Source organism: Butyrivibrio sp. AE2015, assembly GCF_000420825.1.
In the GTDB taxonomy this organism is placed as follows: Bacteria; Bacillota; Clostridia; order Lachnospirales; family Lachnospiraceae; genus Butyrivibrio.
Map to the genome: position 1 here is coordinate 91164 of NZ_ATVR01000006.1, position 21279 is coordinate 112442.

Annotated in this window: 16 protein-coding genes; 12 read left to right on the plus strand and 4 right to left on the minus strand. The window is 39.6% G+C overall.

The window, feature by feature from the left end; translation table 11 throughout:
• The first annotated feature begins 136 nt into the window (after nt 1-136).
• Both G585_RS0104960 and G585_RS0104965 read left to right on the plus strand, forming a co-directional pair.
• Nucleotides 137-1642: a flotillin family protein gene (locus tag G585_RS0104960; RefSeq protein ID WP_022773404.1), complete on the plus strand. Its 1506-nt coding sequence runs from the start codon at nt 137-139 to the stop codon at nt 1640-1642.
• A gap of 173 nt (nt 1643-1815) precedes the next feature.
• Complete coding sequence (locus G585_RS0104965) at nt 1816-3975, plus strand: ATP-dependent helicase (RefSeq protein WP_022773405.1); 2160 nt, start codon at nt 1816-1818, stop codon at nt 3973-3975.
• A 3-nt stretch (nt 3976-3978) separates the two neighbouring features.
• On the opposite strand, the gene G585_RS0104970 is transcribed toward G585_RS0104965, so the two are convergent.
• Complete coding sequence (locus G585_RS0104970) at nt 3979-5790, minus strand: carboxylesterase/lipase family protein (protein WP_022773407.1); 1812 nt, start codon at nt 5788-5790, stop codon at nt 3979-3981.
• 200 nt (nt 5791-5990) lie between these two features.
• On the opposite strand from G585_RS0104970, the gene G585_RS0104975 reads away from it, so the two are divergent.
• From G585_RS0104975 to larE, 8 genes are all read left to right on the plus strand, one after another.
• Complete coding sequence (locus tag G585_RS0104975) at nt 5991-6689, plus strand: ABC transporter ATP-binding protein (RefSeq protein WP_022773408.1); 699 nt, start codon at nt 5991-5993, stop codon at nt 6687-6689.
• A 10-nt stretch (nt 6690-6699) separates the two neighbouring features.
• Entirely contained in the window at nt 6700-9021 is a 2322-nt protein-coding gene (locus G585_RS0104980) for an ABC transporter permease (protein ID WP_022773409.1), read from the plus strand.
• Between the two features lie 105 nt (nt 9022-9126).
• Nucleotides 9127-9951, plus strand: a complete 825-nt coding sequence (locus G585_RS0104985; protein WP_026663789.1) for a transporter substrate-binding domain-containing protein — start codon at nt 9127-9129, stop codon at nt 9949-9951.
• A gap of 20 nt (nt 9952-9971) precedes the next feature.
• A complete protein-coding gene (locus tag G585_RS0104990; RefSeq protein WP_022773411.1) occupies nt 9972-10628 on the plus strand; it encodes an amino acid ABC transporter permease in 657 nt (218 codons plus the stop codon).
• Between the two features lie 19 nt (nt 10629-10647).
• A complete protein-coding gene (locus G585_RS0104995; protein WP_022773412.1) occupies nt 10648-11400 on the plus strand; it encodes an amino acid ABC transporter ATP-binding protein in 753 nt (250 codons plus the stop codon).
• 96 nt (nt 11401-11496) lie between these two features.
• Nucleotides 11497-13548 (plus strand): HelD family protein, encoded by a 2052-nt coding sequence (locus tag G585_RS0105000; protein WP_022773414.1) that lies wholly within the window; start codon nt 11497-11499, stop codon nt 13546-13548.
• 17 nt (nt 13549-13565) lie between these two features.
• Complete coding sequence (locus G585_RS0105005) at nt 13566-14552, plus strand: DUF3048 domain-containing protein (protein WP_022773415.1); 987 nt, start codon at nt 13566-13568, stop codon at nt 14550-14552.
• Nucleotides 14553-14567: 15 nt separating this feature from the next.
• The gene (gene larE, locus G585_RS0105010; protein WP_022773417.1) at nt 14568-15410 is read left to right on the plus strand and encodes an ATP-dependent sacrificial sulfur transferase LarE; all 843 of its coding nucleotides are present in this window, start codon (nt 14568-14570) and stop codon (nt 15408-15410) included.
• Nucleotides 15411-15471: 61 nt separating this feature from the next.
• Here larE and G585_RS0105015 read toward each other — a convergent pair whose 3' ends face one another.
• The 3 genes from G585_RS0105015 to G585_RS0105025 all read right to left on the minus strand — a co-directional run bounded on the left by G585_RS0105015 (nt 15472) and on the right by G585_RS0105025 (nt 17988).
• A complete protein-coding gene (locus tag G585_RS0105015; protein WP_022773420.1) occupies nt 15472-16116 on the minus strand; it encodes a DUF4867 family protein in 645 nt (214 codons plus the stop codon).
• Nucleotides 16117-16235: 119 nt separating this feature from the next.
• Entirely contained in the window at nt 16236-16682 is a 447-nt protein-coding gene (locus G585_RS19860; protein WP_034481271.1) for a hypothetical protein, read from the minus strand.
• A 16-nt stretch (nt 16683-16698) separates the two neighbouring features.
• The gene (locus tag G585_RS0105025) at nt 16699-17988 is read right to left on the minus strand and encodes a Y-family DNA polymerase (protein WP_022773422.1); all 1290 of its coding nucleotides are present in this window, start codon (nt 17986-17988) and stop codon (nt 16699-16701) included.
• 260 nt (nt 17989-18248) lie between these two features.
• Between G585_RS0105025 and G585_RS18760 the strand changes: the two genes are divergently transcribed.
• Together G585_RS18760 and G585_RS17165 are read left to right on the plus strand one after the other, a co-directional pair.
• The gene (locus tag G585_RS18760) at nt 18249-18626 is read left to right on the plus strand and encodes a peptidoglycan-binding protein (protein ID WP_022773423.1); all 378 of its coding nucleotides are present in this window, start codon (nt 18249-18251) and stop codon (nt 18624-18626) included.
• A gap of 85 nt (nt 18627-18711) precedes the next feature.
• The gene (locus G585_RS17165) at nt 18712-21279 is read left to right on the plus strand and encodes a right-handed parallel beta-helix repeat-containing protein (RefSeq protein ID WP_022773425.1); all 2568 of its coding nucleotides are present in this window, start codon (nt 18712-18714) and stop codon (nt 21277-21279) included.

Sequence of the window (21279 nt, forward strand, 5' to 3'; positions counted from 1 at the left end):
ATAAATCGCCAAAAAAGCAAAATACAGTAAAAAAACGCGCAATAGTGCATGTTTAATGCTAAAATGGGTAGTTGTACAATTTTTGTATCAATAAAAAAGTATTGTTTTAGGGCAGAGCTCTAAGAAAGGTGGAACAATGACAATTTCAGCTATTATTTTAGCAGCACTTATTCTACTTGTAGTGATGGTAATTGCTACAGGATATGTAAAGGCTCCTCCAGACAGAGCCTATATTATTTCCGGTATGCGTAAGACCCCACGAATCCTTATTGGCCGAGCAGGAGTTAAGATTCCGTTCTTCGAGAGGGTTGATAAACTCTATCTTGGACAGATGACTGTAGACATCAAAACAGAGCAGTCAGTACCTACTAACGATTTTATCAACGTAAATGTAGATGCAGTAGCAAAGGTAAGAATTGGAACAAATCCTGAATCAATTCAGCTTGCTGCCAAGAACTTCCTTAACAAAGATCCTCAGCAGATCACAGAGGACCTTCAGGATTCTTTACAGGGAAACATGCGTGAGATTATTGGTACTCTTGCTCTTAAGACTATCAATACAGACCGCGACAGCTTTTCAGACCAGGTAATGGAAAAAGCTTCAAGAGATATGAGTAAGCTTGGTATCGAGATCCTTTCATGTAACATTCAGAATGTTACAGATGAAAATGGTCTTATAAATGACCTTGGTATGGATAACACAGCTAAGATCAAAAAAGATGCAGCCATTGCTAAGGCACAGGCAGACAGAGATGTGGCTATCGCAAAGGCAGAAGCTGATAAAGCTGCTAATGATGCAAGAGTTCTTGCACAGACAGAGATTGCTGAAAAGAACAACGCTCTTGCCATCAAGCAGGCAGAACTTAAAAGAGAAGCAGATACAGCAAGCGCTGTAGCTGATGCAGCTTATGAGATTCAGCAGCAGGAACAGCAAAAATCCATTCAGACAGCAACTGTTAATGCTCAGATTGCTAAAGCAGAACGTGAAGCAGAACTTAAACAGAAGGAAGTTCTTGTTAAACAGCAGGAACTTGCAGCTGAAATCGAGAAAAAAGCTGATGCTGAAAAGTATCAGGCAGAAAAGAAAGCTGAAGCAGAGCTTGTTCAGAGACAGAAAAAAGCTGAGGCTGCCAAGTATGAGCAGGAGAGAGAAGCTGATGCTAAAAAAGCTCAGGCTGAGGCTCAGAAATATGCGGCTGAACAGGAAGCTGCAGGTATTAAGGCAAAATATGATGCTGAAGCAGCCGGTATTGCCGCAAAAGGTAAAGCAGAAGCTGAAGCAATCAAGGCAAAAGGTATAGCTGAAGCTGAAGCGATGGAAAAGAAAGCAGAAGCTTATAAGAAGTACAATGGTGCTGCTATGGCAGAGATGATGATTAAGATCATGCCTCAGATGGCAGCTGAGATTGCAAAACCTCTTTCACAGATTGATAAGATCAATATTTATGGAACAGGTGATGGAACAAACGGTGCAAGCCAGATCTCAGGAAATATGCCAATCGTCATGAAACAGGTATTTGATACAATGTCAGAAGCTACAGGCGTTGACTTTACAGAGATAATGAGAGCCGGAACATACGATGCAAAGGTAAATAAGAACATCAATATTACAGGTGCAGATGTATCGGTAGAGACAAAGTAAGATAAAATCTGATAGTAATTGAAAAATTAAGATTGGATCAATAATAGCCATATATAACATATGTCATATATATGTTATATATGGCTATATTGTTCTTTATTCACAAATTTAACAAATATGGATGAAGTGATATTTACTTCACTAGCTGCGATTATTATTGTATAGTAGACACCATGAATGAGAATTACTTTTTTGAAAAATATACGGCTAAACTTAATAAACAGCAGCTCGAAGCAGTAAAAACCGTGGAAGGGCCCGTACTCCTGCTGGCAGTTCCGGGAAGCGGAAAGACTACGGTTCTTGTCCACAGGCTTGGATATATGCTTTTGGTAAAAGAGGTAGCTGCTGAAAATATACTTACACTTACGTATACAGTTGCAGCAACAAGGGATATGGCGGAAAGATTTGTTAAGGTCTTTGGAGAAGACGCTGCAAGAAATCTTGAGTTTCGTACTATAAACGGAATCTGCGCCAAGATAATCAGCCATTATGCGAGGCTTATAGGCAAAACATCTTTTGAACTTATAACAGATGAAAAGATATCCGGAAAAATCCTGACGGATATTTATGTTAATGTAATGAAGGATTATCCTACAGAGAGTGATATCAAGGCTGTAAGGACACTTATAACTTATTGTAAAAATATGTGTCTTGATAAAGACGCCATAGAAAAACTCGGAAAAGATGAGGGCTTGGAATTACTGAAGATCTATGAAGCATATAATAAGGAGCTTAAAGCAAGGAGCCTGATGGATTATGATGATCAGATGATATATGCTTATAGGATGCTCAAAAGTTCGCCTGATCTACTAAAGTTTTACCGCGATAAGTACAGATATATCTGTGTTGATGAAGCGCAGGATACATCCAAGATCCAGCATATGATCATAGCTCTTTTGGCCGGAAACAGCGGGAATCTGTTCATGGTTGGAGATGAGGACCAGAGCATATATGGATTCAGAGCCGCATATCCTGAAGCTCTTTTAAACTTTGAAAAAGAGCATGTGGGTGCAAAAGTCCTTGTAATGGACAAAAATTACAGATCAAATGCAAAGATTGTTGAGACAGCTGATAAATTTATTCAGAAAAACTTTAACAGACACAAAAAGCACATGACAGCAACTAGGGATGAAGGGGCTGATATAAGCTATATCACTTTAAACAGCAGAGAATCCCAGTATAGCTTTCTTTTGGATATTGCCAGGAATATTTCCGTGCAGACAGCGGTTCTTTATAGAGATAATGAGTGTATTTTGCCTCTTGTAGATATATTGGAGAGGGAGAATGTTGATTATAGGATAAAGAGCTCTGATATGGCCTTTTTTAGCCACAGAGTAGTTGTGGATGTCGAGAACATGCTCAAATTTGCGCTAAATCCAATGGATCCTGAGCTTTTCTTAAAAATATATTTCAAGTTTCAGACTTTCCTTCGAAAGCAGGATGCCCTTTTAATGTGCGATATTGCGGACAGAAGGCATTGTGGTATTCTCGATGCAGTTGAGGAGATTGACATAAACAAGCGTATACTTGGGAATGTAAGATCTCTCAGAACTCATTTTATGCATATGTCTCAGGAAACACCTGCAAAAGCAATAGGCAGGATTCAAAAGTTCATGGGCTATGGAGAGTATCTAAAGGACAATAATATAGATGATAATAAGCTGTTTACCCTGAAAATGCTCGCCAAAAATGAAAGTACTATAGCAGGATTCCTGGACAGACTTCAGGAGCTGAAAAATACTCTTACTCAGAAAAAGGAGAACTATAGAAGTAAGCTTATTCTTTCGACGATTCATTCAAGCAAGGGGCTTGAGTATGACACAGTTATTCTGATGGACGTGGTAAATGGTGTATTCCCAGGAAGGATCATCAAGTCTTTTGCTACGGCAACTCCTGAGGAGAAAAGAGAAAACGAGGAAGAGAGGCGCATATTCTACGTCGGAGTGACCAGGGCAAAAGATAAACTGATCATATTTAAATATAAAGACAAGCCGTCTGTATTTGTTGGTGAGCTATGTCCTAAGGAAAAATGGGCCAACGAAGAGCAGGAAGTACCTGTAAAAAAGAGTAAGAAGAAGGTAGGCAACGAGCTTAAAAAGCCAATTTCCTACCTAAAGCAAAAGAAGGCTCCACTTTCCTTAGAAAATGTGCCTTCTAATCTTGTTATAGGTGACCGTGTAGCCCAGACTAAATATGGCGCCGGTACAATCATCGATGTTGATTGGGACGAAGATGAGATCCCAACAAAGTTTGTTGTTGAATTTGATGACAAGACCAGGAAAAAATTCATGTTCCCTGTTGCATTTAATATGGGAATGAAGCTTGAAGATTAAGCATTATTCCTGACTTTCCATGTAATGGTCAATAACCTTATAAAGCGGTAAATTGGGGTCCTCAATGGGCCCTATTTTACTATCTAATTGTAAAAGAAGCTGGGTGTCAGCAGTTACTAAAGGCCACTCGGGAAGCCCTTCTCCATTAGGATTTCCGGTTTTCACAAAGTTTACCCAGTAGTTTTGCATTATCTCAGAAAGCTCAAAATCGCTTTCATCATAATTTCCGGCATGTCTGTGAAGATTTCCGTAAGCGTAGGGCAGTTCTCCTGCGTGATGATTAGAAATTCGGCTGTTAGTTTTTGTGAAATAATATTCGTAAACCGGCTTATTTTGCTGCACCATGTAATTCGTCCATACATAGTGGGAATAAGTGAACCACATTGCGCTGTATGCGGCATTTAGAGACCCTTTTGCTTCACCTTTTTTGTCGATAATAATATATTCATCTCTTTCAACGGCGTCATATGGGAGCACATCAGCCATTTCCTGGGCATAGCTTCCGAGATCCTCTGCAAGAAGTTCAACATAGTTGTCTTTGGTTGCTTTTGTTCCAAGCATAAATGCATCAGCTTCTTTCACATTAAAGCCGTTTAAAAGAGCTTTTTCATGATTTTCACCTTTTTCGTATGTAAGATAAGGCATTTCTGTTATAGCGTAGCCGTCAAGTGTCATGGCTGAATTGTTAGCTGAAGTCTTAACGAGCTTTTCGGCAGGTATGTTTCTTAACTCAGCAGAAGAGGAAACAGAGAATTCTTCCTTTACAATATTGCCCTGTTCTACAGCTTCATCGTAGGATCTGAAGGTATGGAAAGGCTTTTTGGCCACAATTCCACTGGACTCAGCGATTGCGTAGTTGAATAATCCATCTGTAAGTGGTGATACGCAAATAGCGTTAACACTGGAAGCACCTGCAGATTCGCCTGCAATTGTTATTCTGTTTGGATCTCCTCCGAAAGCTTCGATATTATCACGTACCCACTTAAGAGCTGCTATCTGATCTAAAAGACCGTAGTTACCGGTTGTGCCATTTGGAGACTCAGCCTTTAGATCATCAGAGGCATAATAACCAAAAACACCAAGGCGATATGCGCAGTTAACGAAGACTACACCTTTTTTAGCCAGATCTTCTCCGCGATATTCTGTGTAGGAAGGCTGACCGGTGGTGAGAGATCCGCCGTGAATATAGAATATGACAGGCAGAAGCTCGTCAGATTTCTTTTCCGGTGAAAAGACATTAAGATAAAGGCAGTCTTCGCTCATTTCTTCGCGATATTCATCTCCGAATTTTACGCGGTAGTCATTCCAGCCAAGAATGTGGGAAAGAGAATCATAGAGAGCTGAACTTCTCGGCTGCATAGCCATAGGACCAAAGTGATCACACGCAAGTACGCCATCCCAGGGTAGCGCCGCCTGTGGCTCTTTAAAGCGCAGATCACCTACAGGAGGCGCTGCGTAAGGAATACCTGCGTAAACTTTTACTGATCTGTCTGCATTGTATACGCCCGTCAAGACGCCCTGATCTATTGTTATTTCTTCTGTGATCTCGGGATTTTTGTTGTCAACCGCAGGAACTCTCTTGAATGGAGGAGCTGTAAATTTGTAGTTGAGCACCAGAATGGCTATGAAGATGAGCCACATGAGGCAAGTAGAAAGTGCTTTATTTGTTATTTTTTCCCTGATCGTGTTTTTTAGTGCGATCATCAGTACTGCAGCGATGATTGCAACGGCCCATCCTGCAAGGACGTTTTTGGATAACTCTAAAATGACGATGTACAGAAGAGTTATCAGTATTATCGATATATTGAAAAACATAGTGTCTCCTTTTTAGATGATAATTTAAATTGTTTACAATATTATAACATAAAATTATATTACTTTATTCGATATTTGTACAGCACCAATTTATTGACAAGGAATTTTATTAGGAATATTCTATGTATTAAGGTTAGCGGTAGCTAACATAATACAACACAGCTATCTACATTAGTTATCAAAAAAGAAGGTAATGAAATATGCAATTGGAATTACAAAACATTAAAAAGTCCTATGGAGAAAATGAAAGCAGGATAGAAGTTCTAAAAGATATAAGCCTTAGCATTGAAAAGGGCGAATTTGTTGTACTTCTTGGGCCATCCGGGTCAGGAAAGTCCACTTTACTTAATATAATCGGAGGAATAGATAATGCGGATTCAGGTAAGATAATAATCCGCGAAAAGAGTATGTCTGATATGGACGAGAAGGCTCTTACAAATTATAGAAGGGAACATTTGGGATATATTTTTCAGATGTACAATCTTATACCAAATCTGAATGTAAGAGAGAACATTGAAGTGGGGGCATATCTGTCTAAGAATCCCCTTGATATAGATGAGCTGCTTGATGTCTTGGGGCTGACCGATCATCAGAATAAGCTTCCAAGCCAGCTCTCTGGTGGACAGCAGCAAAGATGCGCTATAGGAAGGGCTATTGTAAAAAATCCCGACATTCTTCTTTGCGATGAGCCCACAGGAGCTCTTGATTATAAGACGTCAAAAGAAATCCTGGCCCTGATAGAAGAAGTAAATCAGAAATACGGGAATACTGTGATCATGGTAACTCATAATGATGCCATCAAGAACATGGCAGATTTTGTGGTTAAGCTAAGAGATGGCGTAATAAGAAAAAGCTATAGAAATGAAGTAAAGCAGAAAGCAGAAGAACTTGACTGGTAAGAGGCGTTTCATGAAGAATCCATTAAATAAAAGGCTCTTTAGAGAGCTTAAAAGCGATATAGGTAAATATTTTGTAATTTTTGTGCTCCTGGTTCTTTCAATTGGATTTGTATCAGGATTTCTTGTGGCAGGAGAGAGCATGATCAAGGCTTATAACGACAGTTTTGAAAGCTACACCGTAGAAAACGGCAATTTCAGGACTGAAGAAGAGCTTACTGATGCTCAGAAGGAGTGGATTGAGAAAAGAGGAGTCTCTTTATATGAGAACTTCTATATAGAAAAAGAATTCAGCAATGATACGACCATAAGGATATATTCAAACAGAGAAGAAATAGATAAGGTCTGCGTGATGGAAGGAAGACTTCCAAAGGCTAAAAATGAAATAGCCATAGATAGGATGTATGCAGAGAATAACGGACTCTTAGTAGGAGATGAACTGGTCTCAGAAGATATCCCCTACAAAATAGTTGGGTATATAGCGCTTTCTGACTACAGCGCACTTTTTTACAGTAACAATGACATGATGTTTGATGCATCAGCCTTTGGAGTCGCAGTCGTAGACAAAACGCAGTTTAATGATTATCTGGATGAGGGCATTAGATACAATTACTCATGGATTTATGATAATGAACCTGAGACGGAAATCGAAGAAAAAGAAGTATCAGATGACCTCATGGAAGCAATAGCCCAAAAAGTATCATTGGAAAGTTTTATCCCAAGGTATTTAAATCAGGCAATCACTTTTACAGGTGAAGATATTGTTGGTGATAAGGCTATGATGGAGGTTCTTCTTTATATAATCATAATCATTACAGCCTTTGTTTTTGGAATCACAATAAACAATACAATACATAAAGAGGCCTGCGTTATTGGGACTCTCCGGGCATCAGGCTACACAATAAATGAGCTTATAGGGCACTACATGAAAATGCCGGTTATTGTGACATGCTTTTCTGCCGTTATAGGCAATATCCTTGGATATACTGTGTTTAAGAATGTATGCGTAAGTATGTACTACGGAAGCTATTCACTTCCTACATATGTGACCATATGGAGTGCAGAGGCTTTTTTTAAGACAACCCTGATACCACTGGCAATAATGCTTGTCATCACTTATGTGATATTGAGAAAAAAGCTTTCTCTCAGCCCACTTAAACTTATCAGAAGGGATATTTCAGGAAAAAGAAGACTTAACTCCATAAGGCTTAATAAGTCCATAAAATTTTTTGACAGATTCAGGATAAGGATCCTAATCCAGAATAAAAGCAGTTATATCACTCTTTTCATAGGTCTTCTTTTTGCAAATTTGCTCCTGTTTTTTGGAATGATGCTGCCTCCTTTACTTGTGCATTTCCAGGGAATTGTTACAGAGAGTATGCTTGCAAAGCATATTTATATTTTTCAGGTGCCGGCAGGTGCCATAGATACTGATGACCAGCTTTCTGCAGCCTTTTCTTATATTTTTTATGAGAATAAGATTACGACGAACAATTCAGATGCCGAGAAGTTTTCAGCATATAACCTGAAAACAATAGGTGAAAAGGGCGCGAGAGTCGAAGATGTGACTTTGTATGGCGTTGTAGATGACAGCAGTTACATAGATGCTAATCTCGATGATAAGACTGTGCTTATATCATCGGCCTATGAGGATAAATATGGGCTAAAGGCAGGGGATGTCATAACACTTAAAGAACCTTACGAAGACAAATATTATGGGTTTAAGATTACCGGTACCTACGATTATGACGGTGGAATTGCGGTATTTATGAGCAAGAAACACCTAAATGAAACTATGGGCCTTGGAGAAGACTATTTCTCCGGATATTTCTCGGACAGTGAGATAACAGATATTGATAGTAAGTACATTGGAACAACTATTGATGAAGAATCTCTTACAAGAGTATCAAGGCAGCTTATGATATCCATGGGTAATCTCATGTATATGGTTGATGGGTTTTCAATCATTCTTTTTATTGTCCTTATGTACCTTTTATCCAAACTTATTATTGAGCGCAATGTACAATCTATATCCATGGTAAAAATACTTGGATATTCCAGAAAAGAAATAGCTCTCCTATATATTCTGCCAACGGCAATTGTTGTAGTGTTGTCACTATTGATCTCATATCCGATCCTGTCCTATGTCATGGTTGGTATATTTAGGGCGATGCTAAAGCAGATGATGAGCGGCTGGATGATAATATGGCTTGACCCGACAGTTTATGTAAAAATGTTTTTGATGGGAATAATTACGTACGCTGTGACAGCCATTATAGAGTATCGAAAGATAGGTAATATTCCGATGAGCGAGGCTCTTAAGAACGTGGAGTAACAAAAAAATATTCTTTTTTTAAAAGTCTTCTTTACACGGACAGTTTAGTATGATAATGTGGTAAAGTAAAAGCAGATTAAAATGTTAATTGAAAGAGGAGACATAATGAAAAAGAAATTTGTATCTGTGCTTATGGCTTTAACTACAGTTATGATGTTTACAGCTTGCGGACAGGCAGCTGCTACAGAAAATGCAGAAAGTGCTAAAGAGAGCGTATCTACAGAGAGCGATCTTGAGTATATTAAGGGAAAAGGGAAACTTATTGTTGGTATCACGGACTTTGCGCCTATGGATTATAAAAACGACAACGGAGAGTGGATCGGATTTGATGCCGATATGGCAAAAGAGATTGCAAAAGCTCTCGGTGTAGAGGCAGAGTTTGTAGAGATCGATTGGGATAACAAGCTTCTTGAGCTCAACAACAAGTCAATTGATGTCGTATGGAATGGTATGACACTTACACCTGAAGTTACAAGCTCAATGAATTGTACTAATGCATATTGCAACAATGCACAGGTTGTAGTTGTTAAGGCTGAAGATGCTGATAAATACAGCACACTGGAATCTTTGTCTGACCTTACATTTGCTGTTGAATCTGGTTCTGCCGGAGAGGCTGCAGCAAGAGAAAACAATTTCAATACAACAGCTTTAAAGTCTCAGGCTGATGCTGTTATGGAAGTTGCAGCTGGAACATCAGATGCCTGCATTATCGATCTTTTGATGGCAGGAGCAATGGTTGGTGAAGGCACAGGATATGCAGAACTCACACACACTGTTGAGCTTACAACAGAGGAATATGGAATTGGATGCAGAAAAGATTCAGATCTTACAGCATTTATCAATGATGAGATGAAGACGCTGTATGCTAACGGCACCATGAAGGAAATTGCTACAAAATACGGAGTGCAGGATGCACTTGTAGAGCAGTAATATCAAAGGAATATCTATATATGTTTTCAACAGTTACATTATCCCTTATTGAGGGATTTTTAGGCACGTTAAAACTCTTCATTCTTACGCTTGTTTTCTCATTGCCGCTGGGACTTTTGATAAGTTTTGGCTCAATGAGCAGACGTGCGTTTATAAGACTGCCCATCAGGTTCATTATATGGGTAGTCAGAGGTACGCCTCTTATGTTACAGCTTCTTGTTATTTTTTATGGCCCGGGGATTTTCTTTGGGAATAACCTCTGGGGATCAGGATCAACGGGAAGATTTTTGGCTGCTCTGGTAGCCTTTGTATTCAATTACGCATGTTATTTTAGCGAAATATTCAGGGGCGGGATTCAGTCTATTCCAAAGGGACAGCGAGAGGCTGCAGCAGTTCTCGGTCTTACAAGAAAGCAGACATTTTTTAAGATAATACTCTTACAGGTAGTAAAAAGAATTGTGCCACCTATATCCAATGAAGTTATTACCCTGGTAAAAGACACTTCTCTAGCCAGGGTTATTGCGTTCTACGAGATTATTTGGGAAGGAGAACGCTTTATCAAAAGTAGCGGGATCATTTGGCCTTTGTTCTATACAGGGGTATTCTATCTGATATTCAGCGGACTTTTGACACTTCTTTTCGGATATATTGAAAAGAAACTGGATTATTTTAAGTGATCGTTAGGCGGTGCATATTATGGCAATACTTGAAGTAAAAGATATAACAAAAAGCTTTGATAATATAGAAATACTAAAGGGTATAAGCTTTGATCTTGAAAAAGGAAAGACACTCTCGATACTTGGGAGGTCAGGAAGCGGAAAAACTACTCTTTTAAGGTGCCTCAATTTCCTTGAAACACCGGATAGTGGTACTATCAGCGTAAATGGAGAGCTTTTATTTGATGGCAAAAATCCTGTTTCCAGCGATAAGGAACTTAGAGAGAAAAGACTTCATTTTGGCATGGTTTTTCAGCAGTTCAATCTTTTCCCTCAGTATACAGCTCTTGAAAATGTTACCCTTGCTCCGGGGATACTTAAACCTGAAAAAGACAAGACAGAGCTGCTAGTGGAAGGAAAGGCAATTCTAAGTAAGATGGGATTGCTAGACAGAATGGACAATTATCCCCATCAGCTCTCCGGTGGACAGCAGCAGAGAGTTGCTATAGCGAGAGCTCTTGCATTAAAGCCTGATATTCTCTGTTTTGATGAACCTACATCTGCGCTTGATCCGGAACTGACAGGAGAAGTTCTTAAGGTTATAAGAGAGCTTGCACAGCAAGAAACGACAATGGTAATTGTTACCCATGAGATAGAATTTGCAAAAGAAGTCTCTGATGAGATTATTTTCATGGATGAGGGCGTTATTGCTGAAAAGGGCAGTCCATCCCAGGTAATTGATAATCCTCAGAATGAGCGAACAAAGCAGTTTTTACTTAATTATCATATGTGATTTTTTCAGACCGGAATCGTTAGTTTCCGGTCTGATTTTTTCTATGGTATACTTAAAAGATACCAGCGACTTTTTTGTAATTTTAAGGTGATATTTATGGAAAAAGAAATACTTATTAAAGAACAGGAGCATCTGACATTAGTTTATGATAAGCTCTTGGAAATGAAGAAAAAACTTGAGGATCAGATAGCTGCGCTTGATGAAAAGGCAGTGGATGATAAGAATGATATACGCGATAATATCCGTTTTGATTATGCAGATATCGAGACAACAATGGAAACTCTTGCGGAGATTGAGGTATGGAATCGCTATATTGATACCTATAACGTAGAGAGTTCCTCGTTGGGAAAGCGTTTGGATACAGTGAACAAACTGCTTGAATCCCCTTATTTTGCCAAGATAGAGCTTCAGTTTGATCCATCTGAGGAGCCTGAAAGCTACTACATTGGAAGAGCGGCTATATCTGAGAATGGTTATGATCAGATGGTTGTTGATTGGAGATCTCCTATTGCCGAAGTTTACTATAATCAGGAAATGGGAAACACTCACTATACTGTTGAGGACAGGAAGATTCCTGTTGATCTAAAGCTTCGCAGGCAGTTTGACTTAAAGAAAGATAAGCTTCTTTCTTATTTTGACACTCAGATTGCTATTGAAGATCCTATGCTCCTGCAGTCCTTATCACAGATACGATCAGACAAGATGCAGGCAATTACTTCAACTATTCAGAAAGAGCAGAATACCGTCATCAGATATCCTGATGTTCCTGTTCTTTTAGTAAATGGAATTGCGGGAAGTGGAAAAACTTCTGTTTTGCTTCAGAGAATAGCATATCTCTTTTACCAAAAGAGAAAGACACTTCGCCCTGATCAGGTATGCCTTATGACCTTAAATCCGGTGTTCCGCGACTATATTGACAATGTCCTTCCGGATCTGGGTGAGTCCAATCCACTTACCATAACATGGCATGAGTTCCTTGATATGGTGAGCGTTCCGTTTATTGATAACGACTACGACTACACAGAGGCAGAGAACCTCAAAAAGATCCATGATACATTGCCAACACTTACACCGGAAGTGGACGACTTTTTTGATATAACTCAAAAAGAAACCATGGTGATGCCCAAAAAAGATGTACTTTCTGTTATTAACAGATTTAGCCAGTTTCCTATGGGCGTTCGACTTTTCCAGATTGCATCTGATGAGCTTTTGGAAAGAGCTAAAAATATACTGAAAAACTCTGATAATTACGTTGATAATGAGTCCGACAGTGTTGCAAAGTCAGAAAATGCAGATAATAATCGTCTGGAAAATGACTTTGGCGGAGCTATTCGAACCATCAAAAAATGCAGTTTTATCAATGTTATGCATATAGCCCAGCGTATTCTTGGAACATCGCATATTACAGCGGCTGAATGGTTGTATACCAAGATGGAGCTCACAGGTGAATGTGACAGAAATATGCGTTATGTGATGATCGATGAAGTGCAGGATTATACCATGGCGCAAATGATGGTATTTAGAAAATTCTTCCCAAATGCACGTTTTATGTTACTTGGAGATGAATACCAGTCAATTCGCGAAGGCACGATCTCTTTTGCCGAAATAAAAGAAATGGCAGAAAAAGACGACAAAGAATTCGTGGAACTACCGCTTATGACAAGCTATAGAAGTTCTCCGGAGATCACAGAGATGTTTTCATCTTTGTTACCTGCAGAGAAAAAGATGTCAGTCTCTTCTGTTAAGAGGCCCGGTGAAAAGACAATTGTAAAAGAATGCAGTTCAGAAGCTGAATACTATTCGGAACTAGAGGCACACATAAATGAGTTTGGCAAAAAAGATGGCATAACGGCTGTTATCTGTAGAAATGCTTATTCTCTTGAAAAAATCAGTGCGTCATTGAAAGGTTTAGATATAAAGATCATATCTGAGCAGGATGCTCTTCCATCAAGCGGAGCTGTTTTAATGGAGTTATCATTGGCAAAGGGGCTTGAATTTGACAATGTTATTCTCGCTGATGTGGACCAGGAATCTTATCCGGACAAAGAACTGGGAAGACATTGCCTGTATACGGCTATGTCACGTGCAACACAAAGGCTTGTTGTATTGTCCTGTGGTAAGTTATCTGATACATTAAAAAAATTTTAATCTAAGAGGGGAATGTTATGAAATTAAAAAATGTTGTAGCTGTTTTTGCTGGTATTATTGGGGCGCTGACTCTGTCAACCACTGTTTATGCGGGAACTTCAGAGCTTACAGGACTTGAGGTGGATGATGCTATTGCTGGTCAGAGACCTGTCGCAATCATGGTAGATAATGAAAAGAAGGCTCTTTCTCATTATGGAACAGCAGAGGCTGATGTGGTTTATGAGATGATGAACAGTACAGCTAATGGACGCATTACAAGACTTATGTGTCTCTACAAGGACTGGGCTAATCTTCAGCAGACTGGAAGCATCAGAAGCACCAGAACAACTAACATCATGATAGCTGATGAATACAATGCTGTTTTGATCCATGACGGGGGTCCATTTTACATTAAATCCTATCTTGCACAGCCTTATGCTGAGCACATCAGTGGCGGATTTAGCAGAATAAAGAATGGAAAGCCCACAGAGTACACTGAGTATGTCTTTGGTTCAGAGCTCGTGAACAGATTTGCAAAAAGTGGTATTTCAACTACCTACAATATGCAGATGGAGAGGAGCACACACTTTTTATTTAACGAAGCGGATACAGAGCTTCCAAGTGATGTAGTTGCTGGAACTGTAGATATGTCTGGGGCTTTTGCTCATAATAAGAGCCAGCTTGTATTTAATCCTGAGACCAGAACCTATGATTACTATGAGTATGGTGCTTTGCATCAGGATGCAGAAGATGGACAGGCTATGACATTCAAGAACGTTATTTTACAGAACGTATCTTTCAAGCAGCTTGATAAGAACGGATATCTTACATATAACGTTATTGGTTCAGATAAAGGTTACTATATAACTAATGGCAAGGTTATACCTATAATGTGGTCAAAGGCCAGCGAAACAGGCATGACGCATTACTATAGCTCTGATGGACAGGAACTTTCAATAAATAAGGGAAAGACCTATATTGGACTTATTCCTTCAGACTCATGGGATAAGCTTGTATTACAGTAAAAATAAGAGGATTTTATGACACAGGCACATTTTGACGCTCCAAGCGAGGAACTTTTGGGCAAGTACAGTCAGCTTAAGGATTATTTAAAAAGTCTGGGGACTGTTGCAGTAGCATATTCTAGTGGTGTTGATTCCACTTTCCTTTTGTATGCGGCCAGCGCTGCGCTTGGAGAAAATGTTATTGCACTTACTGCTTCATCCTGTCTTTTTCCAAAAAGAGAACTTCATGAAGCTACAGATTATTGTAAAGAACTCGGAGTAGAGCATTTTGTTGTTGAAGCTGATGTTTTTTCAATAGAGGGCTTTTCAGATAATCCGCCTGACAGGTGCTATCACTGCAAAAGGAGGCTTTTTGAGAAATTTCAGGAAGAAGCTAAAAGGCATGGAATAACAAGTGTGGTCGAGGGATCAAACCTCGATGACATGGGAGATTACAGGCCGGGCCACAGAGCGATTGCTGAACTTGGTATATTAAGCCCATTGAGAAAAATAGGTTTCACTAAACAGGAAATAAGGATAATGTCTGCATATTTAGGGATTCCTACCGCTGAAAAAGCTTCTTTTGCCTGTCTTGCCAGTCGTTTTCCGTATGGAGAGCTTATTTCAGATAAAAAGCTTAGCATGGTAGATAAAGCAGAGCAGTACCTTTTAGATGCTGGATTTAAGCAGTTCAGAGTCAGGATCCATGGCACAGATGTTGCTAGGATCGAGGTCCTTCCTGAAGATTTCGATCGTTTTATGGAACCGGATTTCAGGAATGCTGTATATAGTACATTTAAAGAGTATGGATTTAATTATGTATCTCTTGATCTTAAAGGTTATAGAACCGGAAGTATGAATGAAATTCTAGCAAAATAAAAAACTGAGCAGTCTGTTGTGGCTGCTCAGTTTTTATTTTGCTAATGAATATGCAAGGATTTTACTGAATGTCTCCGGCAATATCGATGTTTTCACCAGTTATGCCGATCCATGCTCCGTCCTTTGCTTCTTTTGAATCTGCATGAGCAAGGAGCCATTTATTGGTAGCTCTAAGAAGCTTATCTTCCTGGTTTACAGCTGTGTACTCAGGCTTACCAACATTTGTGCCCTGTGGAAGACCAACAAGAACCTGGAATCCAGAGTCCTTATGAGCCTGACATGGAGCGTAGTGGAGAGCTGTTGCATATACCTCTACCATTACTCCCTTTGGAACGAGGAAAGCCTTAACTTTGCTTGAATCCAGCTTATAATCGGAGATCTCTTCTCTTTTTGCTAAAAGGAGAATAAAATCTGTTGCGCCGAGATTGATCTCGCTTGAACGATGATACTCAAGGCAATTGAGCTTTGTGTTGTGACCATTGCACCATCCGTACTGCATTGGTGATCCACCAAAGAGTGTGTTTGTCATCTTAGCTGAAGCTTCAAGTTCCTGAAGAACCTTTTCCTCAGCAACATATTCAGTTCCCTCAGGTATTGGTGTGTTGGCACCTAAAGCTTCCATGATCTGTTTCTTTTCTTCTTCGTACCCCTCAATGATTCGTCCATAGTTAGTAAACTCTGGATCTGTAACACTTATTATTTTCATTTCGCCCTCCTTAAAAAGCCAAAAATACATTCTCAAATAATAATATACATCTACCAGACAAAATTTGCTTATCAATATGCATCTAAAACAATTCAAAAAATGCTATATTTTAATGGACTTCAGATTGCAAGTCGCCACGTTGTGTTAGTTCTGGGATCGTAGTAGAGTTTTACAACTCTTTTCATTCCCAAGACAGTGATCATACATTCAAATATGGTGGTGGAATCGGTGGCGTAGATCCCATCTGCTGTTGTATAGGTGCTTTTTCTTTTGGACTCGCGATACCCCTTAACGGTGAAGGTGTCATATTCTCCGTCCTCGTTCATAAATCGGAACTTAAGTGGGATTATGCTGCCATCTGACTTGTGTTCGCAGATCACATCTACTTCATTTATAATCTTACTCATAATAAAAATCTCATGCTCCTCATGTTCCTGATTGTCTAAAGTTCCATTTGTAAGTGTGACTTTTTTTATCTCTTTTTTCTCGCGTTCTCTAAGTGCTTCTTCAAAGCCCTTCAGGGCGGCAAAAGGCAGGAACTGGCTTGCTCTGTCTGCTCTTGGCATGGCTACCTCCTTTTAGTTAAAATCCGGCTTTGTGGCCTCCAATCTGGACATTTCTTTGTATGGAGGTGCCAGCGTCGTACAGATCCATACCCTTGATCACAGAATTTTTACCGTAGCGGTCCTTGATTTCATTTACTGATTGGAGGACCTTTCTGTCTTTCTCCATTACAGATGGATCAACAAAAAAGCTGTATTGCTCAAAGCATTCGTCCAGGACAGAATTGGCACTGACATTTACCCGTCTTATGGGCACATCTCGCATGGCTGACCTGGTATAAAGCTGCACAAATGCATCCATAAGTATTCTGTAAGAGTTGGTTGTTACCTGCAAAGTGGCGCTTACTCCGGTGGGAGGAAAAGTCTCGGCGCTGTATCCGATGAAAAGCGAGATGTTGTTGCTCACTACATGGGCGGCTGTCATATCAAGCGAGAGCTCATCAGCCATTTCCTTTACGATGATCAGCGCTTCATCAAAGCTATAATCCCGCATAAGCACCTGTCCGCAGGATAAAGATTTGGACCGGGACTGGTAGTTTTTTATATCCTGCATTGTGCAGGACTCCCGCCCCCAGGCATGGTCAATGATGTATTCTGCATTAACGCCGAACTGCTTGTACAGGATATTTTCCGGAAAGTGAGCTATGTCTTTTTGGGTGTACATACCAAGAGAATTGAGGTGTCGCTGTGTCCCGGGGCCGATTCTCCAAAAGTCTGTTAGCGGGCGATGGGTCCATAGTCGCTGTTTAAAAGTGTCTTCGTTTAATTCGGCAATGAAATCCGGCGAATGTTTAGCAAGGATATCAAGGGCTACCTTGGCGAGGTACAGATTAGTACCGATACCGCAGGTAGCCCTAAGTCCCAGCTTTTCTTTTATGTCATTCATTATCTTAAGGGCCAGATCGTGGGCGGATAACCCATAGAGCCCAAGGTAGTGTGTTACATCAAGAAAAGATTCATCGATGGAATATACATGTATGTCGTCCTTTGAAACATAACTGAGATATATCTCGTAGATGTCGGCAGAAATATCGATATATCTCTTCATTCTGGGAGTTGCGATTATATAGTCCAGGTGCTTGGGAATCTCATGGATCCTGCAGCGGTTTTTAATTCCAAGGGCTTTCATCGCCGGGGTGATGGCAAGGCATATAGTGCTCTTGCTCCTGTCCTTGTCTGCGACGGCAAGGAGCGTAGTCATGGGGTCTAACCCTCTGTCCACGCATTCCACGCTGGCAAAAAAGCTCTTGAGATCTATGATGAGATAACAGCGATCATCCGGTTCTATGATCTTGAAATTATTGTTCATAGGCATATCCTTACTTCAGAATCGAATATATGTTCCGAACATATGTTGGGTATTTTTATAATACATCTATCGAACGAATGTTTCAATCGAACAGATTATAAAATTTTTGTTATAACCAGAAAAATACCGTAGAAGTCCAATAAAATGTACTGTACTTTTTATAACTCTGCACATCTGTAATTATAATACCATCAGAAATAAGAACTTTAACTTAGTACTTGAAATTGGTAGAGATCAGTGTGTTTAAGGAGGGATTTGTTATGGATCAGGCATATATGACTTATAGGGAAATCAGAATAGCAGAGAATAAGAAAAGAAGACTGAAAATAGTAAGAAGACAACGTTTTTTGTTGGGAGCGGTTATAGCAATACTGGCTGTGATAGCCGCATTTATCGCATCTACACTTGTGACAGAAGCTCGTTCTGAAGCGGTTAAATATAAATACTACACATCTGTTACGGTACATTCGGGAGACACTCTGGAGAGTCTTGCTGATGAATATATTACTGAAGATTACAGAGATCATACATCTTATATAAGAGAGGTATGTGGAATAAACAACCTTGAAGATGCGGATTCAATTGTTGCAGGAGAGTGCATAATTTTACCGTATTATTCAGAGGAATTTAAGAAGTGAACTACTGGTAAAAAAGAAATAAATTATTATTATAGTTTTCTAAACAGGGGTCACAGGACCGGGTTCTTCGTATAAACTATACACTATGAAAAGAAAACTTTTTGCACTAATATTTATACTTTGTCTAACTGTAAGTAATCTTGTTCAGCCGGGTAATGTTTCTTATGCAAAGACAGAAGAAAGCCTGGCTGAATGGAATTTTTCGACCTTTGGACAGGGAGTTTCAGGTAAAGAAGATTCAGGATTTAAACTAAATGACGATGGTTCTGTTACTGTATGGAGCCTAAATGGGAAAGGAAAGATTGTTCCGGCCAGTACGGATGGTCTTTCTTTTTATTATATCCCAATTCCTGCTGATAAGAATTTTACTCTTACAGCAACAGTAAAAGTTGATTCCTGGACCTTTACTAATGGGCAGGAAGGCTTTGGGCTTATGGCTGCAGACAGAGTGGGGGAACATGGGGACAATAGCGTTTTTTGGAACAACTCATACATGGTTATGGGGACTAAAGTCGAATATTATTTTGACCCCTTGAAGGGTGAAGTTGTAAATGATGGAAATTTTGAGAGAATAACAATGAAGGATGGCCTTGGTGCACAGGAGAAAAAAGGTGTTACTAAAGAAAATCTTTCTTTATTTGAATCAAATGATACAGCTACGGTCAATCAGTTCTTTTCATCAACCATGTACACTCTTGAGAATTCCTGCGCGAGAAAGGGATCAGGAGTATACAATCTTTGGGAAAATGAGCAAACTGGCGCTCAAAACACTATCGATGATTCAAAATCTGAGGTTAGATTGCGTATTCAGAAAAATAACACCGGATATTTTTTAAGCTACCTCGATAATAAAGATAATGTTTTTTGCACACAAAAATTCTATGATCCAGAGGCACTAGAGCAGCTGGATGAAGAAAATGTCTACGTAGGATTTTTTGCTGCCCGCACCGTGACAGCAACTTTTAGTGATATAGATATTTCCGTTACTGATCCTAAAAATGATGCGCCGGCAGAAGAGAGGCCTATCACCTATGTAAATCCTGATTACAAAGTTGTTTCAGCCCCATATGCAAATTCTGATCTATATTTGTTAGAGTATGTAGGCAATGCTGACGGGTACCTTACTGTTACAAACTCATACGGAGAAAAGCTGCTTGATGAACAGGAAGTAATTGCAGGTGAGACAGTAGGCATTGAAACAATGCTTAAGGAGGGTATTAATTCCTTTAAAGTTTCTGTAACGCCTTTAGAGGATTATTTACCTGATAATGATGAATATAAGCGTCTTTCGTCATATGAGACGAAAGAATTTAATTATGCAGTGAAATATGAAACTATAAATAACGATGATAGTATATATGTTTCACCGGATGGTACACCTGAGGGAGATGGAAGCACAGGAAATGAAGTAGATATTTATACCGCTGTTAAATATGTTAAACCGGGCCAGACAATTGTTCTGCAAGCAGGAGAATACAGTCTCGATGAGACAGTAACTGTGTATAGGGGAATCAATGGAACTGAAGATGCTCCTATAAATATGATGTCTGAAGGTGGAAGGGCGATATTTGATTTTAACAGTGCTTGTGCCGGCTTTGTTTTTGCCGGTGACTACTGGCATGTTAAAGGAATTGACTGCACTCATTCAGGTAATGGGAAAAAGGGAATACAGGTTTCCGGAAGCAGCAATATTTTGGAAGATGTGTATGCTTATAAAAATGGTAATACCGGCATTCAGATAAGTAGATTTTTAAACAGCGACAGTTATGAGAAGTGGCCCTGTGACAATCTTATTACTAATTGCATTTCATATGGTAATGCAGACTCAGGTTTTGAGGATGCTGATGGTTTTGCTGCCAAGCTGACCGTTGGTGATCGAAATGTATTTAATGAGTGTATATCTTATAATAATGCTGATGATGGCTGGGATCTGTTTGCTAAAGTTGAAACAGGCATCATTGGAAAGGTCACGATTCAGAATTGTGTAGCCTTTTCCAATGGATATGGACTTGATGGATCAGAACAGGGAAATGGCAATGGATTCAAAATGGGTGGGTCCAATATGCCTGGCCAGCATATGCTGATAAACTCTGTTGCCTGGGGAAACAAAGCAAAGGGAATCGATTCTAACTCCGGCCCGGATATTCAGATATATGACTGCAAGTCTTTTAACAATGGTGCTAACAATGTGGCTCTTTACACGAATAGCACACAAGATACAGATTATTATGTGGACGGGCTTATTTCCTATAGGACTGAGAACAAGGATGTTGATGAAAAGATAACGCCTGAAGGGACTCAGAATAACGAGGATATCTATAGAAATAATAATTTCTTCTGGATAAGAAAACAGTCAAGAAATGCTGATGATGTAATAATTGAAGATGACTGGTTTGAATCCCTTGAGGCACCGGTAGCAGATGTTAATGATCCTTTAGCTGTGGCTATGAATATGAGGACAAGCGAGGGGAGTATTGACCTGGGCTCCTTCCTAAAACTCAGCGCCAAGGGTACTTCTGAACTTGAAAATGCAAGCAAAGCTGTGGAAGAAGGCAGTGAAGAAATCTCATTAGATTCGCTAGTACCTATAACAATAGCAGCAATGCTTATTTTGGCAGCTGCAATAGTAATAATTAAAGGGAGCAACACGTAA